The 15940-nt window shown below is 40.6% G+C and carries 12 protein-coding genes; all 12 read right to left on the reverse strand.

The window, feature by feature from the left end; all coding sequences use genetic code 11:
* Window positions 1-96: 96 nt before the first annotated feature.
* The 12 genes from recA to MHH40_RS02220 all read right to left on the reverse strand — a co-directional run bounded on the left by recA (window position 97) and on the right by MHH40_RS02220 (window position 15744).
* Complete coding sequence (recA, locus tag MHH40_RS02165) at window positions 97-1134, reverse strand: recombinase RecA (protein ID WP_050944976.1); 1038 nt, start codon at window positions 1132-1134, stop codon at window positions 97-99.
* Window positions 1135-1312: 178 nt separating this feature from the next.
* Window positions 1313-2563, reverse strand: a complete 1251-nt coding sequence (locus MHH40_RS02170; RefSeq protein WP_050945463.1) for a competence/damage-inducible protein A — start codon at window positions 2561-2563, stop codon at window positions 1313-1315.
* Window positions 2564-2579: 16 nt separating this feature from the next.
* Window positions 2580-3161 (reverse strand): CDP-diacylglycerol--glycerol-3-phosphate 3-phosphatidyltransferase, encoded by a 582-nt coding sequence (gene pgsA / locus MHH40_RS02175; protein WP_003211136.1) that lies wholly within the window; start codon window positions 3159-3161, stop codon window positions 2580-2582.
* A gap of 76 nt (window positions 3162-3237) precedes the next feature.
* Window positions 3238-4149 carry a helix-turn-helix domain-containing protein gene (locus MHH40_RS02180; RefSeq protein ID WP_050944977.1) on the reverse strand — a complete coding sequence of 304 codons (912 nt, stop codon included), beginning with the start codon at window positions 4147-4149 and terminating at the stop codon, window positions 3238-3240.
* 23 nt (window positions 4150-4172) lie between these two features.
* Complete coding sequence (locus MHH40_RS02185; protein ID WP_003211480.1) at window positions 4173-4964, reverse strand: DUF3388 domain-containing protein; 792 nt, start codon at window positions 4962-4964, stop codon at window positions 4173-4175.
* A gap of 131 nt (window positions 4965-5095) precedes the next feature.
* Window positions 5096-5353 (reverse strand): DUF3243 domain-containing protein, encoded by a 258-nt coding sequence (locus MHH40_RS02190; protein WP_003211590.1) that lies wholly within the window; start codon window positions 5351-5353, stop codon window positions 5096-5098.
* Window positions 5354-5426: 73 nt separating this feature from the next.
* On the reverse strand, window positions 5427-6155 hold the full coding sequence (gene ymfI / locus MHH40_RS02195; RefSeq protein WP_050944980.1) for an elongation factor P 5-aminopentanone reductase: 729 nt from the start codon (window positions 6153-6155) through the stop codon (window positions 5427-5429).
* 31 nt (window positions 6156-6186) lie between these two features.
* Entirely contained in the window at window positions 6187-9306 is a 3120-nt protein-coding gene (locus MHH40_RS02200; RefSeq protein ID WP_050944982.1) for an MMPL family transporter, read from the reverse strand.
* Window positions 9284-9760 (reverse strand): MarR family winged helix-turn-helix transcriptional regulator, encoded by a 477-nt coding sequence (locus MHH40_RS02205; protein WP_003212512.1) that lies wholly within the window; start codon window positions 9758-9760, stop codon window positions 9284-9286. Before MHH40_RS02205 ends, MHH40_RS02200 begins: the two co-directional genes overlap by 23 nt.
* Before the next feature lie 152 nt (window positions 9761-9912).
* A complete protein-coding gene (gene yfmH, locus MHH40_RS02210) occupies window positions 9913-11205 on the reverse strand; it encodes an EF-P 5-aminopentanol modification-associated protein YfmH (RefSeq protein ID WP_050944983.1) in 1293 nt (430 codons plus the stop codon).
* Window positions 11202-12482: an EF-P 5-aminopentanol modification-associated protein YfmF gene (gene yfmF, locus MHH40_RS02215; protein ID WP_050944985.1), complete on the reverse strand. Its 1281-nt coding sequence runs from the start codon at window positions 12480-12482 to the stop codon at window positions 11202-11204. The genes yfmH and yfmF overlap by 4 nt, the downstream gene beginning before the upstream one ends.
* A gap of 145 nt (window positions 12483-12627) precedes the next feature.
* The gene (locus MHH40_RS02220) at window positions 12628-15744 is read right to left on the reverse strand and encodes an MMPL family transporter (protein ID WP_050944986.1); all 3117 of its coding nucleotides are present in this window, start codon (window positions 15742-15744) and stop codon (window positions 12628-12630) included.
* Between the last annotated feature and the right edge of the window lie 196 nt (window positions 15745-15940).

Genomic DNA, 15940 nt, shown 5'->3' on the forward strand with positions numbered 1-15940 from the left:
TGAAGTACTGAAAAAGTTGTCGAAAGTTTTTTGCAAAATAAAAAAGGCTGAGTTTTTTCACCCAGCCTTTTGTATCATTTCATACTGATTTTATTTTTATTCTAATTCTTCTAGCGCCTCTTCAGCTTCCTGCTGCGCTACTCCGTTATTATCCAAGCCGTAATGTTCACGAATTTGCTCCTGAATCATTAGCATGATATCTTTGTTTTCTTTCAGGAACTGTTTCGCATTTTCGCGGCCTTGTCCAAGACGTTCCTCTTGGTAAGAATACCAAGCACCGCTCTTTTGTACGATATCTAGTTCGCTTCCAAGGTCGATGATTTCGCCCTCTTTTGAAATTCCTTCACCGTACATAATGTCTACTTCTGCAATACGGAATGGCGGTGCTACTTTGTTTTTCACTACTTTAATTCTCGTTTTATTCCCCATAATGTCATTGCCCTGCTTCAGCTGTTCAGCACGGCGCACTTCTAAACGAACAGATGAATAGAACTTCAGCGCACGTCCACCTGGCGTTGTTTCAGGGTTACCGAACATGACCCCAACTTTTTCACGAATTTGGTTAATAAAGATGGCAATGGTTTTTGATTTATTAATGGCACCAGATAGTTTACGAAGTGCTTGGGACATCAAACGTGCTTGTAGACCAACGTGTGAATCACCCATGTCTCCTTCAATCTCTGCTTTTGGTACAAGAGCAGCTACTGAGTCAATAACAACAATGTCAACTGCACCACTGCGGACAAGAGCTTCTGCAATTTCAAGTGCTTGTTCTCCTGTATCAGGCTGAGAAAGTAACAACTCATCAATATTGACACCTAGTTTTTGAGCGTAAACTGGATCGAGCGCATGCTCTGCATCAATAAATGCAGCTTGTCCTCCCTGCTGCTGAACCTCGGCAATGGCATGAAGTGCTACTGTCGTTTTACCAGAACTCTCTGGACCATATACTTCAATAATACGGCCACGAGGATATCCACCTATTCCTAGTGCAGTATCAAGTGCTAACGAGCCACTCGGTACTGTTGAAATACGTGTATCTGTTCGCTCTCCTAGTTTCATAATAGAGCCTTTACCAAACTGTTTTTCTATTTGTTTAAGAGCCATATCTAAGGCTGCTTGACGATCACTCATTCTATTGTTTCCTCCTTTATCAATTCCACTATCTATACTATACCTTGTTTCACGACATTTGCCAAGAAAAAAAACGAACACATATTCGATTTTTTTCTTGGCAGATTTTTAAGAAAAGAGTGATTTCTATTAGAAAAAACACTCTTTTATAAAGGAGTAAACCTAACAAAAAACAAAATTAACTTTCTTTTAATAAATTCAGCAAGTGATGCAGTCCGTATTTCACAGCGCGCTTTCGAATGCCTGACCGGCTTCCTGTAAACATCCATTCAAACACGTCTGTATGGTCTTTCGTAGATAGCCCGATGAACACTTTTCCGACAGGCTGTCCCTCGTGGGTATCAGGGCCTGCTACACCCGTAAAGCTAATGCCAATATCACTTCCCGTAAGCTTTCTAGCACCTTCAGCAAGCTCTAAAGCACACTCTTTGCTAACAGCACCATGAGAAGACAATGTTTCCTCACGGCAGCCAAGCACCTGCTGTTTGACTTGGTTTGTATAACAAACGATACTGCCGCTTAAAATCGACGATGCACCTTCAAGGTCTGTCAGCCATTCAGAAAACATTCCGCCTGTCAGGCTCTCAGCCGCTGCCACTATTTTCCCGTGTTCGTGCAGGGCCTTGGAGGCTTCACGGACAAGTGATGTATCACCATACCCGTAGAAGTACTCTCCTACACGCGCTAAAATTTTCGCTTCCGTCTCTTTTAACAGACGCTCCGTTTCTTTTTCATCCTTATGCTTAGCCGTGAGCCTAAGTGTCACTTCACCGTCAGATGCGAGAGGTGCAATCGTTGGGTTGGTTTGAGCATCAATTAAATCTTCTAGGTCTGTTTCAAGCTGTGATTCACCGATTCCGAAAAAGCGAAGAACAACAGACACGATTTTTTCCTTCAAATCCAGTTTCTCACATATCAGCGGCTTCGCCTCGTTCTCAAACATTGGATGCAGTTCACTTGGCGGACCAGGAAGAAGCATATAAAACGTATCGTTTTCTTGAATAAACATACCCGGAGCCATTCCAAACCGGTTCACGAGCACATCAGATCCTTCTAGGACGAGTGCCTGCTTCCGGTTATTCGGTGACATGTCTCGTCCAGTCTTTCGAAAGTATTCTTGAATGGATTCAAATGCTTCTTCATTTAGCACGAGCTCTTTTCCAAGCGTACTCGCGATGGTTTCTTTTGTTAAATCATCTTTCGTTGGTCCAAGACCACCTGAGAAGATAATAAAATTCGATCTTTCCTGCGCCACTTGAATGGCCCTTTTTAAACGCTCTGGATTGTCACCAACTGCTGTATGGTAATAAACATTCACACCAATTTCAGCCAGCTGTTTGCTGATGAATTGTGCATTCGTATTCGTAATTTGCCCTAGCAAAAGTTCGGAACCGACTGCAATAATTTCTGCTTTTCTCTCTGACTTCAAAGCGTACACGTCCTTTTTAGTTAGCATTCTTTAAAGCTTCCCAGTTTTTCACAAAGTAATCCCAGCCTGACACAACAGTGAAGAACACTGCTACCCACATCGCAAGGTCACCAAACGGGAATGATACAAGTTCGAACGGCAGGTTATGCAATAGAAGAGCTGAAATCGCAATGATTTGCGCCCATGTTTTCACTTTTCCAAGCATATTAGCTGCTACCACTTCACCGCCTCCGGCTAGCACAAGCCTTAGACCAGTTACAGCAAATTCACGGCTAATGATCACAATCGCCATCCATGCCGGCGTGAGGTTGTACTGAACAAGTATAATTAAAGCAGCTGAAACAAGCAATTTATCTGCAAGCGGATCTAAAAATTTACCAAAATTCGTCACTAAGTTCAGTTTACGCGCATAGTACCCATCAATCCAGTCCGTTGTCGAAGCAACAATAAACAGGATTGCTCCAACAAGATGTGTCACTTCGATGCTGACGTGACCAAAACGCGCAACGCCCCAATCTAAAGGTGCAAGCATAATAATCATAAAAACAGGGATCAAGGCGATCCTAGAAAGAGTTATTTTATTCGGTAAGTTAAACATGAATTTCAATCCTCCAATAAGCCATTTTTTTTATGTATATATAATAGTAGGAACAAAAGAAAAGTCATCTACTTGCTTAAGATGACTTTTCCTTTCCTTTATTCACAATCACAATGTTTTGTGTCATGGTGTTCTTAGGGTCTAATTCGTACTTAAGCGTCTCGTCATTCACCTTAATATCAATTCCAGTCGCATTGCCTAGACGGATATCGACCTGAGAGAGCTCAGACAAGTCTGTTTTAAACGATTCGCCATCTTTAAGTTCACCCATTTTCAGCACTTTTCCAGATTCGTCCCTGACGCGCAGCCAAGAAGCTTTTGTAGCAGAAATGGTTAACTCCATATCATCTGCGCCTGACACTTCATACGTTGTCGTTGAGCCTTCTGTATTCGCTGCCTTCAAAGAGACCGTTTCATCGTCTTTGGATGAATCCTTTGATGAGTCATCTTTTTTAGATGATTTTTCTTGATCATCTGACGAAGCTTTTTCTTTTTTCTTTTGATCCTTGGCAAGAGATGAATCCTCAGATACTTCATACTTAGATTCTGACTGCTGAGGAGCCGTCTGGTTGTTCTTCTGTCCGCTATCATGATTGACCGCCTGCACGATGACATAAATGATCGCGATGACCACAAGGACGCCTCCAATAATCAAGATGGTCGGCAGCAGCTCAAGCACCTTCGAGGCAGGCTTAGGCAGCTCTCTTTGCGGCTTAATATTTGATAATTTATCAGATACTTCATCGTTATATGTGCTCGGCACATCTTTACGAAATTCTTCGAACAATTGTTCAGGATTTAGTCCAACGGCTTCGGCATATTGTTTAATAAATGCTCTGACGTAAAATTTACCTGGAATAATATCATAGTTTCCTTGTTCGATTGCTAGCAAGTAGCGCTTTTGGATTTTGGTCACCGTCTGAAGATCCTCCAGCGACATCCCTTTTTCCTCTCTGGCCTCAATGAGCCGTTTTCCCAATTCAGTCAAAACAAACACCTACCATTACCATATTAAAAATCGAAGCCAGAAAAACCAGAATGATCAAACACTTGTGGTTCTTCAGCGTGCTCATATGTAATCTCTTCGTCTGCACTATTACGCAATTCAATGATATAGTCGAAATCATCCATTGTATATTCTGAATTTTGAATAAAGATGTCTGGATGCTCAACTACTTTTGTTGCCGGCAGTCTCATAATTTCTCTTAAAAGCTGCAAGTGCTTCTCAGAACCTCTTCGCGTCGACACAATACCATCAATAATAAAGACGTTATCTGGGCTGTATTCATCCGCAATCAGCTGACTTCGGATCGTCTGTTTCAAAAGAGTCGACGATACAAATAGCCATCTCTTGCTGGCACATACACTTGAAGCCACAATTGATTCTGTTTTTCCGACACGCGGCATCCCGCGAATCCCAATCAATTTATGTCCTTCTTTTTTAAATAGTTCTGCCATAAAATCAACAAGAAGACCAAGCTCGTCCCTTTCAAATCGGAACGTCTTTTTGTCATCTGCATCACGCTGAATATATCTGCCGTGACGAACCGCTAAGCGGTCACGAAGTTTTGGCTGTCTTAATTTCGTTACTTTTATCGTTTCCATTGTATTTAAAATTGATTCAAGGCGCTTAATTTGATCTGTATGGTCACAGCGCAAAAGCATTCCGCGTCTTGATACATCAACACCATTAATTGTCACAATATTAATTGAAAGCATCCCCATTAGAGATGAAATGTCTCCTAAAAGTCCGGGACGGTTTACCTGTATCTCATATTCAAAATACCATTCGAGCTTTGCCAAATGATATTACCCCCTTCATTGTGGCAAATTTTTACCTTCCTATATCATAAAGCATTTTCACATTTTTAGAAAGCACAATGTTGTGAAACAGTTAAAATAAAAAGAGAGGCACAAACGACCCCTCTTTTTGTTTAGTGCGAGCTATTATTTTCAACCAGTTTGACCATCATATTGGCAATTGCGCGCTGCTCATCTTCTGATGCAACGCTCCAAAGGTCAGCAAGTACTCTTTCTTGCTCGTTCTTTGCTTCAACTTCGTTAGCTAAATATCCGCCAATTTCATACGCAAGGTTATTGATGGTATCATCTTTTAAGCCTTTATCCTGCGCATGATTTAAGCGGTCACCTAAAAAGTTTTTCCAATGGTCCCAGTTCTCAAGTACTGACATGTCGATTCCTCCATTCGAAAAGATGAATTACAGCCATAGCTTTTGTCATGGAGTTACGAATTATACACGTTATTTAACAGTACCAGCCTCCATTAACGGATAAAATTTGACCTGTCATATAACTTGACTGCTTTGAGGCGAGAAACCAAATGACATCTGCAATCTCCTCAGGTGATGCAAGCCGGCCAAGCGGGATTTCTTCCTCCAGCATGTCAATATCTTCTTGTGTGAAGCTTTTCATCATGTCTGTATGGACAGCACCTGGCGAAACAGCATTTGCTCTAATTCCACTTGGGGCAAGCTCTTTTGCCAGACCTTTAATAAACGCATTTTGCGCCCCCTTTACCATGCTATACAGCACTTCACACGATGCACCTGTTTCTCCCCATATTGAGCTTACCGCAACAATATGACCTGCTTTTTTTTGAATCATGGCTGGCAATAGGTGCTGGGTGAGCTCATATGGACTTGTGACATGAAGCTGCACCATACTGGCTAATACGTCTTTTTCTGTATCTGTCACTAATCCGACATGACTCTTACCGCTATTTAATACAAGAATATCTGGACATACAGGCAGACGGCTGACGAGCTCATCTGCTCCGCCCGTTTTAGCTAAATCCGCTTGAACGACATGCGTCTGAATATGACATGTTTCTTCCAGCTCAGCGGCAAGCTGAACGGCTGTCTGTTCATTTTTTTGATAATGGATTATCACATGGCAGCCTTCCTGGGCAAGCTTTTTTGCCGCAGCCTGCCCAATCCCGCCACTGGCTCCTGTTATCAGCGCCCAACGACTCATCACATGGATTCCTACTTTCTATTTGAAATATCTATTCTTTTCGTTTAAATGGGAACCAGTTCGCTGATCCGAACAATTTCACCATCACAGGTACGAACAATGGTAGCACAACGAGTGCGTACAGCAAAAGTCCTGTGAGAACAAGTGTTGCAATCTGCAGGAGAGACAGCACTCCTGAAGGAAGCATGGCTGCAAATGTTCCTGCCAAAATAACAGCAGCAGACATAATGACAGAGCCCATATTCTTCATTGATTCGGTCATCGCAAACTGAATGTCTTTTGTTTTGTATTCATTGAACCTCTCCATTAAGAAAATCGAATAATCGACTCCGAGCGCCATTAATATGACAAATCCAAAGAATGGAACCGCCCAGTTAATGCCCGGATATCCGAAGAAATGAGTGAAAATAAATTCTGTCATTCCGATAGCTGTAAAGTAAGTCAAAATAAGTGAACCTACCAAGTACAGCGGCATCACAAGCGAACGGAACAGGATCACCAGGATGAGGAAAATACCGATCATCATGTAAAGAACCGTCTTATTGAAATCTTGGTCTGACAGCTGTTTTAAATCAGCGTTCATACTTGATACACCTGAAACGCCGAATGATGCATCTTTTAAATTCGTTTCAGGAAGTGCCCGCTCGACAGAAGCTTCTACTTGTTTGATCGTCGACATGGCTTCGTTGCCATATGGATTTTTTTCTAAAATGACATCAATCTTTGTCATCTTGCGGTCATCCGACATGTATGAATCAAACACTTGCTTGAATGCTTTGTTTTTCAGCACGTCTTTTGGGATAAACCAGCCGGCCATGTCTTGATCTGGTGCATTTTTCAGTTCGTCTAAGTAGTCACCTGCACCCATTAATCCGCTTGAAATTTTCTCTAAGCCATCGACGCTTTTGTTCAGCCCATCTGTCAGTTTGGTCAGGTTATCACCAAAGCCGCCAATCTTTTCTTTCATTTGTTTTTGACCATCAATCACTTGCCCGGCACCATTAGCAAGCTTTGGCATATTATCAGCTATTTGCCCTTGACCTTTAGACGTTTTATCCAATCCAGTTTCAATTGCATCTAAGCCAGCAACGAGTTCATCGATTTGACTCGTCAAAACTTTTTGCTGCTCTCTAGCTTTTGCGATAAAGGCATCCGCTGCTTCAAGCTGTTTTCTAGCTTCTTTCGCTTGTTTGGCATAGCTGTCTGCCTGTTTCGCCCCTTCTTGCAAGGTCGTAGAAAGTTCATTATATGAAGCTTTGATGGCTTGATACGATTGATTTTCTTTCACTTGCGGAATTTGTTTTTCAAGTGTACTAAATTGTTTATTTGCTTGTGTGATTAATGCTTTTACATCTGCTGCGGCAGAGGAGGACGTATCCACCTTCGCTAATGCTGCCTTTAATTCTCTGGAAATGCTTTTATATAGCGACACTTGCTGATTTACTTGTGCGACTTGAGTCGTTAATTCTTTTTTCGCACCTTTAATTTTTTCTTTAATCTGTGCAACACCGTTTTTGTTTTGAGCGATTCCGCCTTGTAAATCTCTTAACGATTTTTCGATGTTTTGAATGCCTGTTTTCACTGATTCTGTACCAGAAATCAATTTGTTAATGCCTTTTCCAGATGATTTGATTTGCGGCGTTTGATCCTCAATGGATTGACTCATTGTCGTCAGTGCATCTTGGATTTTTTTCAAGCCTTCATTACTTTTATCAAGTCCGGTATTTAGTTCTTTTGCTTGTGATTTCACGTATAGATCACTCAGCCCTTTACCGACAGGACGTGTCGCACTTCTCACTTTACTTACGCCATCTGTTTGTTCAATTGCACGGCTGAGTTTTTCAACAGCAATCAGCCCTTTATTGTTGTCTAACAGATCAGCTGATTTCACGACAATCGTTGCAGGTAGAGCTTCTCCTGGCCCAAATTTGTCGGAAATCGTATTGAATGCATTGACTGATTCATATTTATTACCGATTTCATCTAAGCTGTTATAAGAAAGCGTTCCTTTATACATGAGAATGGGCGGAAGCGTAATGATTCCTACGATTAATAAACTGAAAAGTGGTTTTTTAAATGAAAAGCGTCCTGCTGTTTCCCACATTTTTGACTGCGGATGCGCAATATCACCTTTAATCGGCCAAAATAACACTTTACCTAAAACCGCCATAAAGAACGGAACAATCGTGAGAAGCGCCACAATGAGCACAGCAACACCAACTGCTACTGCAACAGCTGATTTATAGAGCTGAAACTGTGCCAGGCCAATACATGTAAAACCGATGAGCACAGCAATTCCGCTGAATAAAACAGTCTTTCCTGCTGTTTTATACGTAATGAGAATTGCCTCAATTTTATCTTTACCGTGTGCGATTTCTTCTTTAAAGCGGCTGAGAAGTAGAATGCAGTAGTCCGTTCCTATTCCAAACATGATCGCGACCATGAAAATTTGGGTAAAGGTCGAGAGCGGGAAGTCGAGATATTTAACTAAATAAGCCACGATGGATTGACTCACCAAGTAAGACAGAGCTACTGCGACTAATGGAACGAAAGGCGCCACAGCTGATCTAAAGACAAGGACAAGAACGATGAGAATAAACCCAATCGTAATGAACTCTGTTTTCTTCAGACCTTCTTGCGAGCTTGTGATCACGTCATCATCAATTAACGGCTGTCCTGTCATTTCATATGTTAGATTTAAGCTCTTCAGCTTTTCATTGACTCTTTCTTTAAAATCGGAAGCTTTGATTTTGTTTGAGTCATATGTAACTGGAACAAGGAGCGTCGTGCGATCTTTAGAAAGCATCTGTTTTTTGATATCTTTATTGGCGTCAAAATAAGAAGTGATGTCCTCGACATGTAGATCTTGGTCCTTTTCTAAAATCTCCATTGCCTTTTTTAAAGATGTTTCTCTTTCTTTGACGATGTTCTTTTCTTGAAAGACAATGACAATTGATTTTTCTGTATCACCGTTTTCAGACATTTTCTTTAATAACTGATTTGCATATGAGGACGGATAGCCGTCTGGTACTGAAATTTGCCCTTTTTCTTTTGTTAATTGCGCCATATTAGGGGCGGTGATGAGTAACACTGCCGCTAATACGATCCATAAAATCGTGATCAGCCATCTACCCTTTATGATTGCTCTCATTAGTACTTTGTGCCTCCTCTTCGATGATTACTTGATAGATCTTTTCATATGTTTGAATAAATGATTCCATTTCTTTTTCTTCCAGCTTTTCAAAATAAGATCGAACGAGATCCTGAAGCTGCTTTTCCATTCGGCTGACCACATCTTTGCCCTCTGGCGTGACGTAAAGGTGAACATTTCTTCGATCGGCTTTATCGTGCTCACGGACAATATAGTTTTTTGTAAAAAGACGATTGGTCATGGAGGTTACCGCACTTTTATTCACATTGCATACATTTGCAAGGTCAGTAGACGTACATCCAGGATGTAAATTGATGTATCGAAGCGAGTAATACTGATCAAGCGTCAGCTCTTTATCAAGCTTTTCCGTGATCATACTCGATACCTTTTTTTCCATCATAAGATAGACGTCTGCATATCTCTGAATGAGCTGTGCAATTTTATTTTGTTCCATACGTTGCTCCTTTTTTAGTTTAAGTGTTTAACTATTAAAGAGTTTAACTAATGAACAAAATGATTGTCAATGAAAATCCTCACACATCACAGGCTTTTATTCATTAGACATAAAAAAGACAAACTCATTTATCTGAGTTTGTCTCTCTTTATTTATTTGGTTTTCGGGACGACTTTGAAAACGGACATCCGTTCTTCATCAATTTCTTCCTCTAAAATTTGCTGAATGTCAGTTAATTGGATCTGTTCCAGCATGGTCACGACATCAAATAAGCTCATATCTAAAAATGCATATCGGGTAAATTGGTTCGCAATGTATTCAGGAGAGTTCATCGCTTTTAAAAAGCTTCCGATTTTCTTCTTACGCGCGAGCTCAATTTTCTCTTCTGAGATCAAGTTCTTTGCTTGAAGAAGGGTTTCTTTTAATACTTTCGCCAGTTGATCAGGATCATTTGTGTCTCCGCCAACTGACGTGAAGCCAAAGCCGCCTTCTTCCGTATAATCGTAGCTGAAGGTCTCATCAATTAAACCTTTTTCATACATTTGTTCATATTGTAAGGAGCTTTTACCAAACAGTGTCTCTAAAATGAGATTCATTCCGAGTTCATGTTTTAACAGCTCATTTCCTTTTTTATGAGGATTCTTTGTTTTCAAACCGAACATACATTTCGAGCCTTGTACGTTCATTGGAAGTTCGTATTCTTTTCGGTACACACCTTCAGGCTCATTGATGTCTTTTCGTTTGATCTCTGGCTGGTCTGTAAATGGCTTTTTCTCCTGATTCGCTCGAACTTGATCTAATATTTGCTTCGGATCAACGGGACCGACAACAAATAGAAGCATATTGCTCGGGTGATAGAACGTTTCATAGCATTCATACAAATGATCTTTTGTAATCGGAGCAATGCTTTCTACTGTTCCAGCTATATCAATTCTCACGGGGTGCTCTTGATATAGATTTTCAATCAGACCGAAGAATAAACGCCAGTCCGGATTGTCATCATACATGTTAATCTCTTGACCAATGATGCCCTTTTCTTTTTCGACCGTTTTTTCAGTAAAATAAGGTTCCTGAACAAAATCAATGAGTGTCTCAAGATTTTGTTCGACATTTGAGGTGCTTGAGAATAAGTAAGCTGTTCTCGTAAATGTCGTAAAAGCATTTGCGGATGCTCCTTGTTTACTAAATGTATGAAATACGTCTCCGTCTTCTTTTTCAAACAGTTTATGCTCTAAAAAATGGGCAATTCCGTCAGGCACTCGAATCATGTCTTCTTTGCCAAGCGGCACAAATTCGTTATCGACAGAACCATATTTGGTTGTAAAGGTCGCATAGGTTTTGTTAAACCCTTGCTTTGGGAGCACATAGACGTCAAGTCCGCTCTCCATTTTTTCGTGATAAACAGTTTCTTGCAGCTGGTCGAATTGAATTGTTTTCACTGTCATGAAGCACCCTCCGTTCCTTTAAGAAAATAGGTCGTATCCCATTCGATTTTCTGACCCACTTTGATGATGTCCTCTTTTGTCACTCGGTCAAGTGCTTCTAAAAAGGAATCAAGCGTTTCCCCTGTTGGCACAACGGCATGCTGATACAGGTATTCCGCTGTCCCATAAGATGTATCGATCGTTTCAAGCAGCTGATTTTTGACGACAGCTTTTGTTTGGTCAATCGCTTCATCTGAAAAATCACCTTTTTGCATCGCTTCAAATTGTTCTTTAATGATGTCTACTGCCTGCTGATAGTTGCCGACTTCAATTCCTGACATAACCATCATCAAGCCTTTAAAGCTCTCAAGTCTAGACACAGCGTAGTACGCAAGACTTGCTTTTTCCCGAACATTGATGAATAGCTTCGAGTGTGAGAAGCCGCCGAATATGCCATTAAACAAATGCAAAGCCGGATAATCGTCATCTGCAATCGTCGTATGCGTGCGAAAGCCGATATTCAGTTTGCCTTGCTTTACGTCTTCTTCGTCGATGACTTCTTTTGCTTCTCTTTGCGTGCTTGCTGATTCAGCGTGTTGTTTGACCGGTTCTCTATTACTTGTTTTGAAGTATTGAGAGACCATTCGGCTGATGTCTTGTTCGTCTACATCTCCCACAACATAAAGATCAAGCTGATTTGTTTGAAGCGCATGCTTATATGCTTCAAACAGCGAATGAGCTGTGATCGTTTCGATATCTTCCATTTCTCCATTGACGTGCAGTGCATACGGTTCACCTTTGCACATTTCCTGCACAAGCCTTAAGTTCGAGTAACGCATTTTATCATCATACACTGCTTGAATTCGCTGTTTTAAAGTGCGTTTTTCTTGATCTACATATAATTGACTAAACGCTCCATTTTCAACATACGGATGGAATAGTAGATCAGATAGTAAGGCAATCCCTTTTTCTAGTAAAGGGGTTTGATCCTTTAAATATTTCTCATTCGCCATTTCCAGGCGGAAGGTAATGATGTGATTCTCCCCTTTTTTCGCCATGTCTGCTGAAACCGTAGCACCATAAAGCTCATCAAAATAAGCACGCAATTCTCCTGTTTTCGGCATTTTCTCTGTTCCTCTTAACAGCACATGCGGGAAAAGTGAACGCATGGTGACGTCATCTTTCGATAGAGGCGCAAGCATTTTAAAAAGGATTGTGACCGTTTTAAATTTTTCTGTTTTGACAATATGAGTATGAAGACCAGGTGTGTCTAGTGTCTTCTCTTGTAAGTACGTCATGAGAAACCTCCTTTGTTCATCCTATTTATTATGTATTAGAACATAGCTGATATATACGTAAAACAGCCATTTAATAGACATTATATCAATCAGAGGAAAGGATAGGAAATAAAAACGCCTCTGCTATAAGCAGAGACGCCGGTCGTTATTTCATTCTAAAAGGCCACCAATTCCATTTACCGAAAATACGAACCATGACTGGGATGAAGAGCGGTAATACAACAAAAGCATATAATAAAAGCCCAATGAGTATGACCGTTGCAATTTCAACAAGTGATAATACACCGGACGGCAGCATAGCGGCAAAGGTCCCCGCTAATATCGCGACTGCTGAAATAATGACGGAACCCATATTTCTCATCGCTGATATCATTGATGCTTGCACATGCTCTCCCTTCCATTCATTAAAGCGATCCATTAAGAAGATCGAATAATCAATGCCAAGGGTGACAAGAATGACAAAGCTGAAAAATGGGACAGCCCAGCTGAGACCGTCGTAGCCAAAAAATGTTTTAAAGATCCATTCTGTTAAACCGACGGATGTAAAATACGTTAAAATGAGTGAAAGTGTTAAGTATATCGGCATGACGATTGACCGTAATAATATAATTAAAATGATAAAGATGCCAACTAGCATGAAAATGACCGTTCGAATAAAGTCACCGTCAGATGTTTCTTTTAAATCTACATTTAAACTTGAGATACCAGACACACCGTAATTTGCATTCTTTAACCCGCTGACAGGTAAATATTGATCAAGGGTGTCCTCAATTTTCGCAACGCCTTTCATCGCTTCATTGCTGTATGGATTCACATTTAAAATAACTTCAAAGGTTGTTAATTTACGATCTGGAGACATATACGTATGAAAGATTTGCTTAAATTCAGGGCGTTTCAGCACTTCTTCTGGAATAAACCAGCCTGTTATTTCTTCATCTGGCGCTTTCTGAAGCTGCTTTAAATAGCCGTCCGCCTCTGTGAAGCCGCTTTTGACCTGCTCAAGCCCTTCAATACTTTCATCTAAACCATCTGTTAACAATGTGAGTTTTGATGAAAGCTGGCTAAATCCTTTTTTGATGGCTTTTTGACCGTCTGTCAGCTGGTCTGCGCCATCTTCAATTTTAGGCATTTCTTTAATCAATTGTTTTTGACCCTCATTTGTTTGATCAAGACCGGCATAAATTTGATCCAGTCCTTCCATGAGCGCTTGTACTTGACGTTTTACTTCTTTTTGCTTGCTTGATAGGCTTTGAATCACTGAATCTGCTTTCTTGATCTTTTCTTTAAAGACAGAGGCTTCCTCTTCATACAGACCCATTTGGTCCCCTGCTTGATCAAGCATTCCTTTTGTGTCTTTGAATACTTTCTTTATTTCTTTATATTCATCCATATCTTTTACTTCTGGAAGCCGTTTTTCAAGTGCTTCAAACGATACATTTTCATACGAACTTTTTACTTTTTTAATGGTGGTTATTAGCTGCTGATTTGATTTCGCATGACGTTCAAACGTACTCACCATTCGTTTAAGCTCTTGAATCATCGCTTCACTGCTTCGATATTCTTGCTCTAATTCCTTTTTCGCTTCTTTGATTTTACTTCGAATGGTTCCGACGCCATCTTTACTGCGCCTCACCCCATCTTCTAAAGAGATCAGAGACACCCTTACTTCTCCAATGCCGCTTTTGATCGCTTTTGTTCCATCAATCAGCTGATCAATGCCTTTAGCGGATTCTTGAATTTTTGGTTTTTGTTTAAGAAGGGCAAGATTTGTTTCGGTCAAACCATCTGAAATTTTTCCGATTCCTTCATGGCCTTTTCCTAGTTCTCCGCCCAGCTCTTTTGCTTGAGAGGTGACGTAAAGCTGACTTAGCCCGTCCCCAACAGGCCGAGTGACACTGCGAACTGTTTTTACTTCGTCAATGTCATTTAATTTACGGGTCAGTTTTTCAATTATGACAATCTTTTCTTGGTTATCTAACTTATTGTCACTTTCAACAAGTACATTCAGGGGCAGCGCTTCCCCAAAGCCAAATTGCTCTGATATCGTATTAAATGCAGACACTGATTCATACTTTGTCCCAATCTCATTTAAGCTGTTATAAGAAAGAGTCCCGTCGTACATCAGAATAGGAGGCACCGTAATGAGTGCAACTAAACCTAGGCTGATCAGCGGCCTTTTAAATGAAAAACGCCCAGCCCATTCCCACATTTTACTTTGCGGGTGGCGAATGTTTTCTCTTTTAGATGGCCAGAAAAGGGATTTTCCAAAAACAGACATAAAAAAGGGAACGATGGTGACAAGGGCGATCAGCAGGATACCAACTCCAACAGCAACACTAACGGCTGATTGATACAATTGAAATTTGGCAAACCCAATGCTTGAGAAGCCGACTAACACGGCTAAGCCACTGAAAAGGACCGTTTTCCCTGCACATTTATATGTGATGATAATCGACTCTTTGACATCACGACCTTGACCGATTTCTTCTTTAAAACGGCTTAACAGCAAAATACAATAATCTGTTCCTATACCGAACATAATCGCTACCATAAAAATCTGAGTAAAATTAGATAGAGGAAATTGCATATATTCTACTAGAAAAGCCACAATACACCGGCTGACAGCATAAGAAATGCCGATCGTAATGAGCGGAACAACAGGTGCCAAAATCGATCTGAAAACAATGATTAAAATAAAGAAAATAAAAATGATCGTTATAAGTTCAGTTTTCTTCAGACCTTGTTGAGAGCTTTGAATGACATCTGAATCCACAAATTTTTGTCCCGTCATTTCATATGAGACATGATAGGGCTTTAAAACTTCCTCAATTTGTTCTTTAAGCTTCACAGCTTTTGTTTCGTAGTGGTCGAATTTGAATGGAACAAGAAGTGTACTTTTATCCTTTGATAAAAGTTGTCTTTGAATGTCCGGATCTACATGAAAATACGAAGTAATTCCGTCAACGTGGAGGTCTGGAGCATGTGTCATGAGTGCAGATAAAGCCTTTTTTAATTCCTGCTCTTTCTTTGGGAACAGATGTTGTTCGGAGAATACAATGACACCCGTATCTTTTTTCCCGTTTTGATCTGTGAGCTTATCCAATAAGTGAAGTGCCTCAGCTGTTGGTGTCCCCTCCGGAACCTTTAATTGCCCTTTTTCTCTTGTTAATTCCTCTAAATTGGGCGCAGTAATAAACAGAATCACAGCTGTTATCATCCACACCACTAATACAATCCATCTTGCTTTAATTATTTGCAACATAGCTGCTTCAAGCTCCTTCTAGTTCATCAATCAATTTGCTATATTTGAGCGTGTCTGAAGTGCTGACTGCGTCTCCTTCAACGTGCTAATGGCAGGATGACCTATTCAATTGTCTTTTCGTGTTGAAGAAACACACATTCATCATCACCACGCGAACTCAATTTCCGCCTAAAGAAGGACAGAAAATGAATGTTTT

It is taken from the genome of Bacillus sp. FSL K6-2431 (genome assembly GCF_038005165.1).
Lineage (GTDB): Bacteria > Bacillota > Bacilli > Bacillales > Bacillaceae > Bacillus > Bacillus pumilus.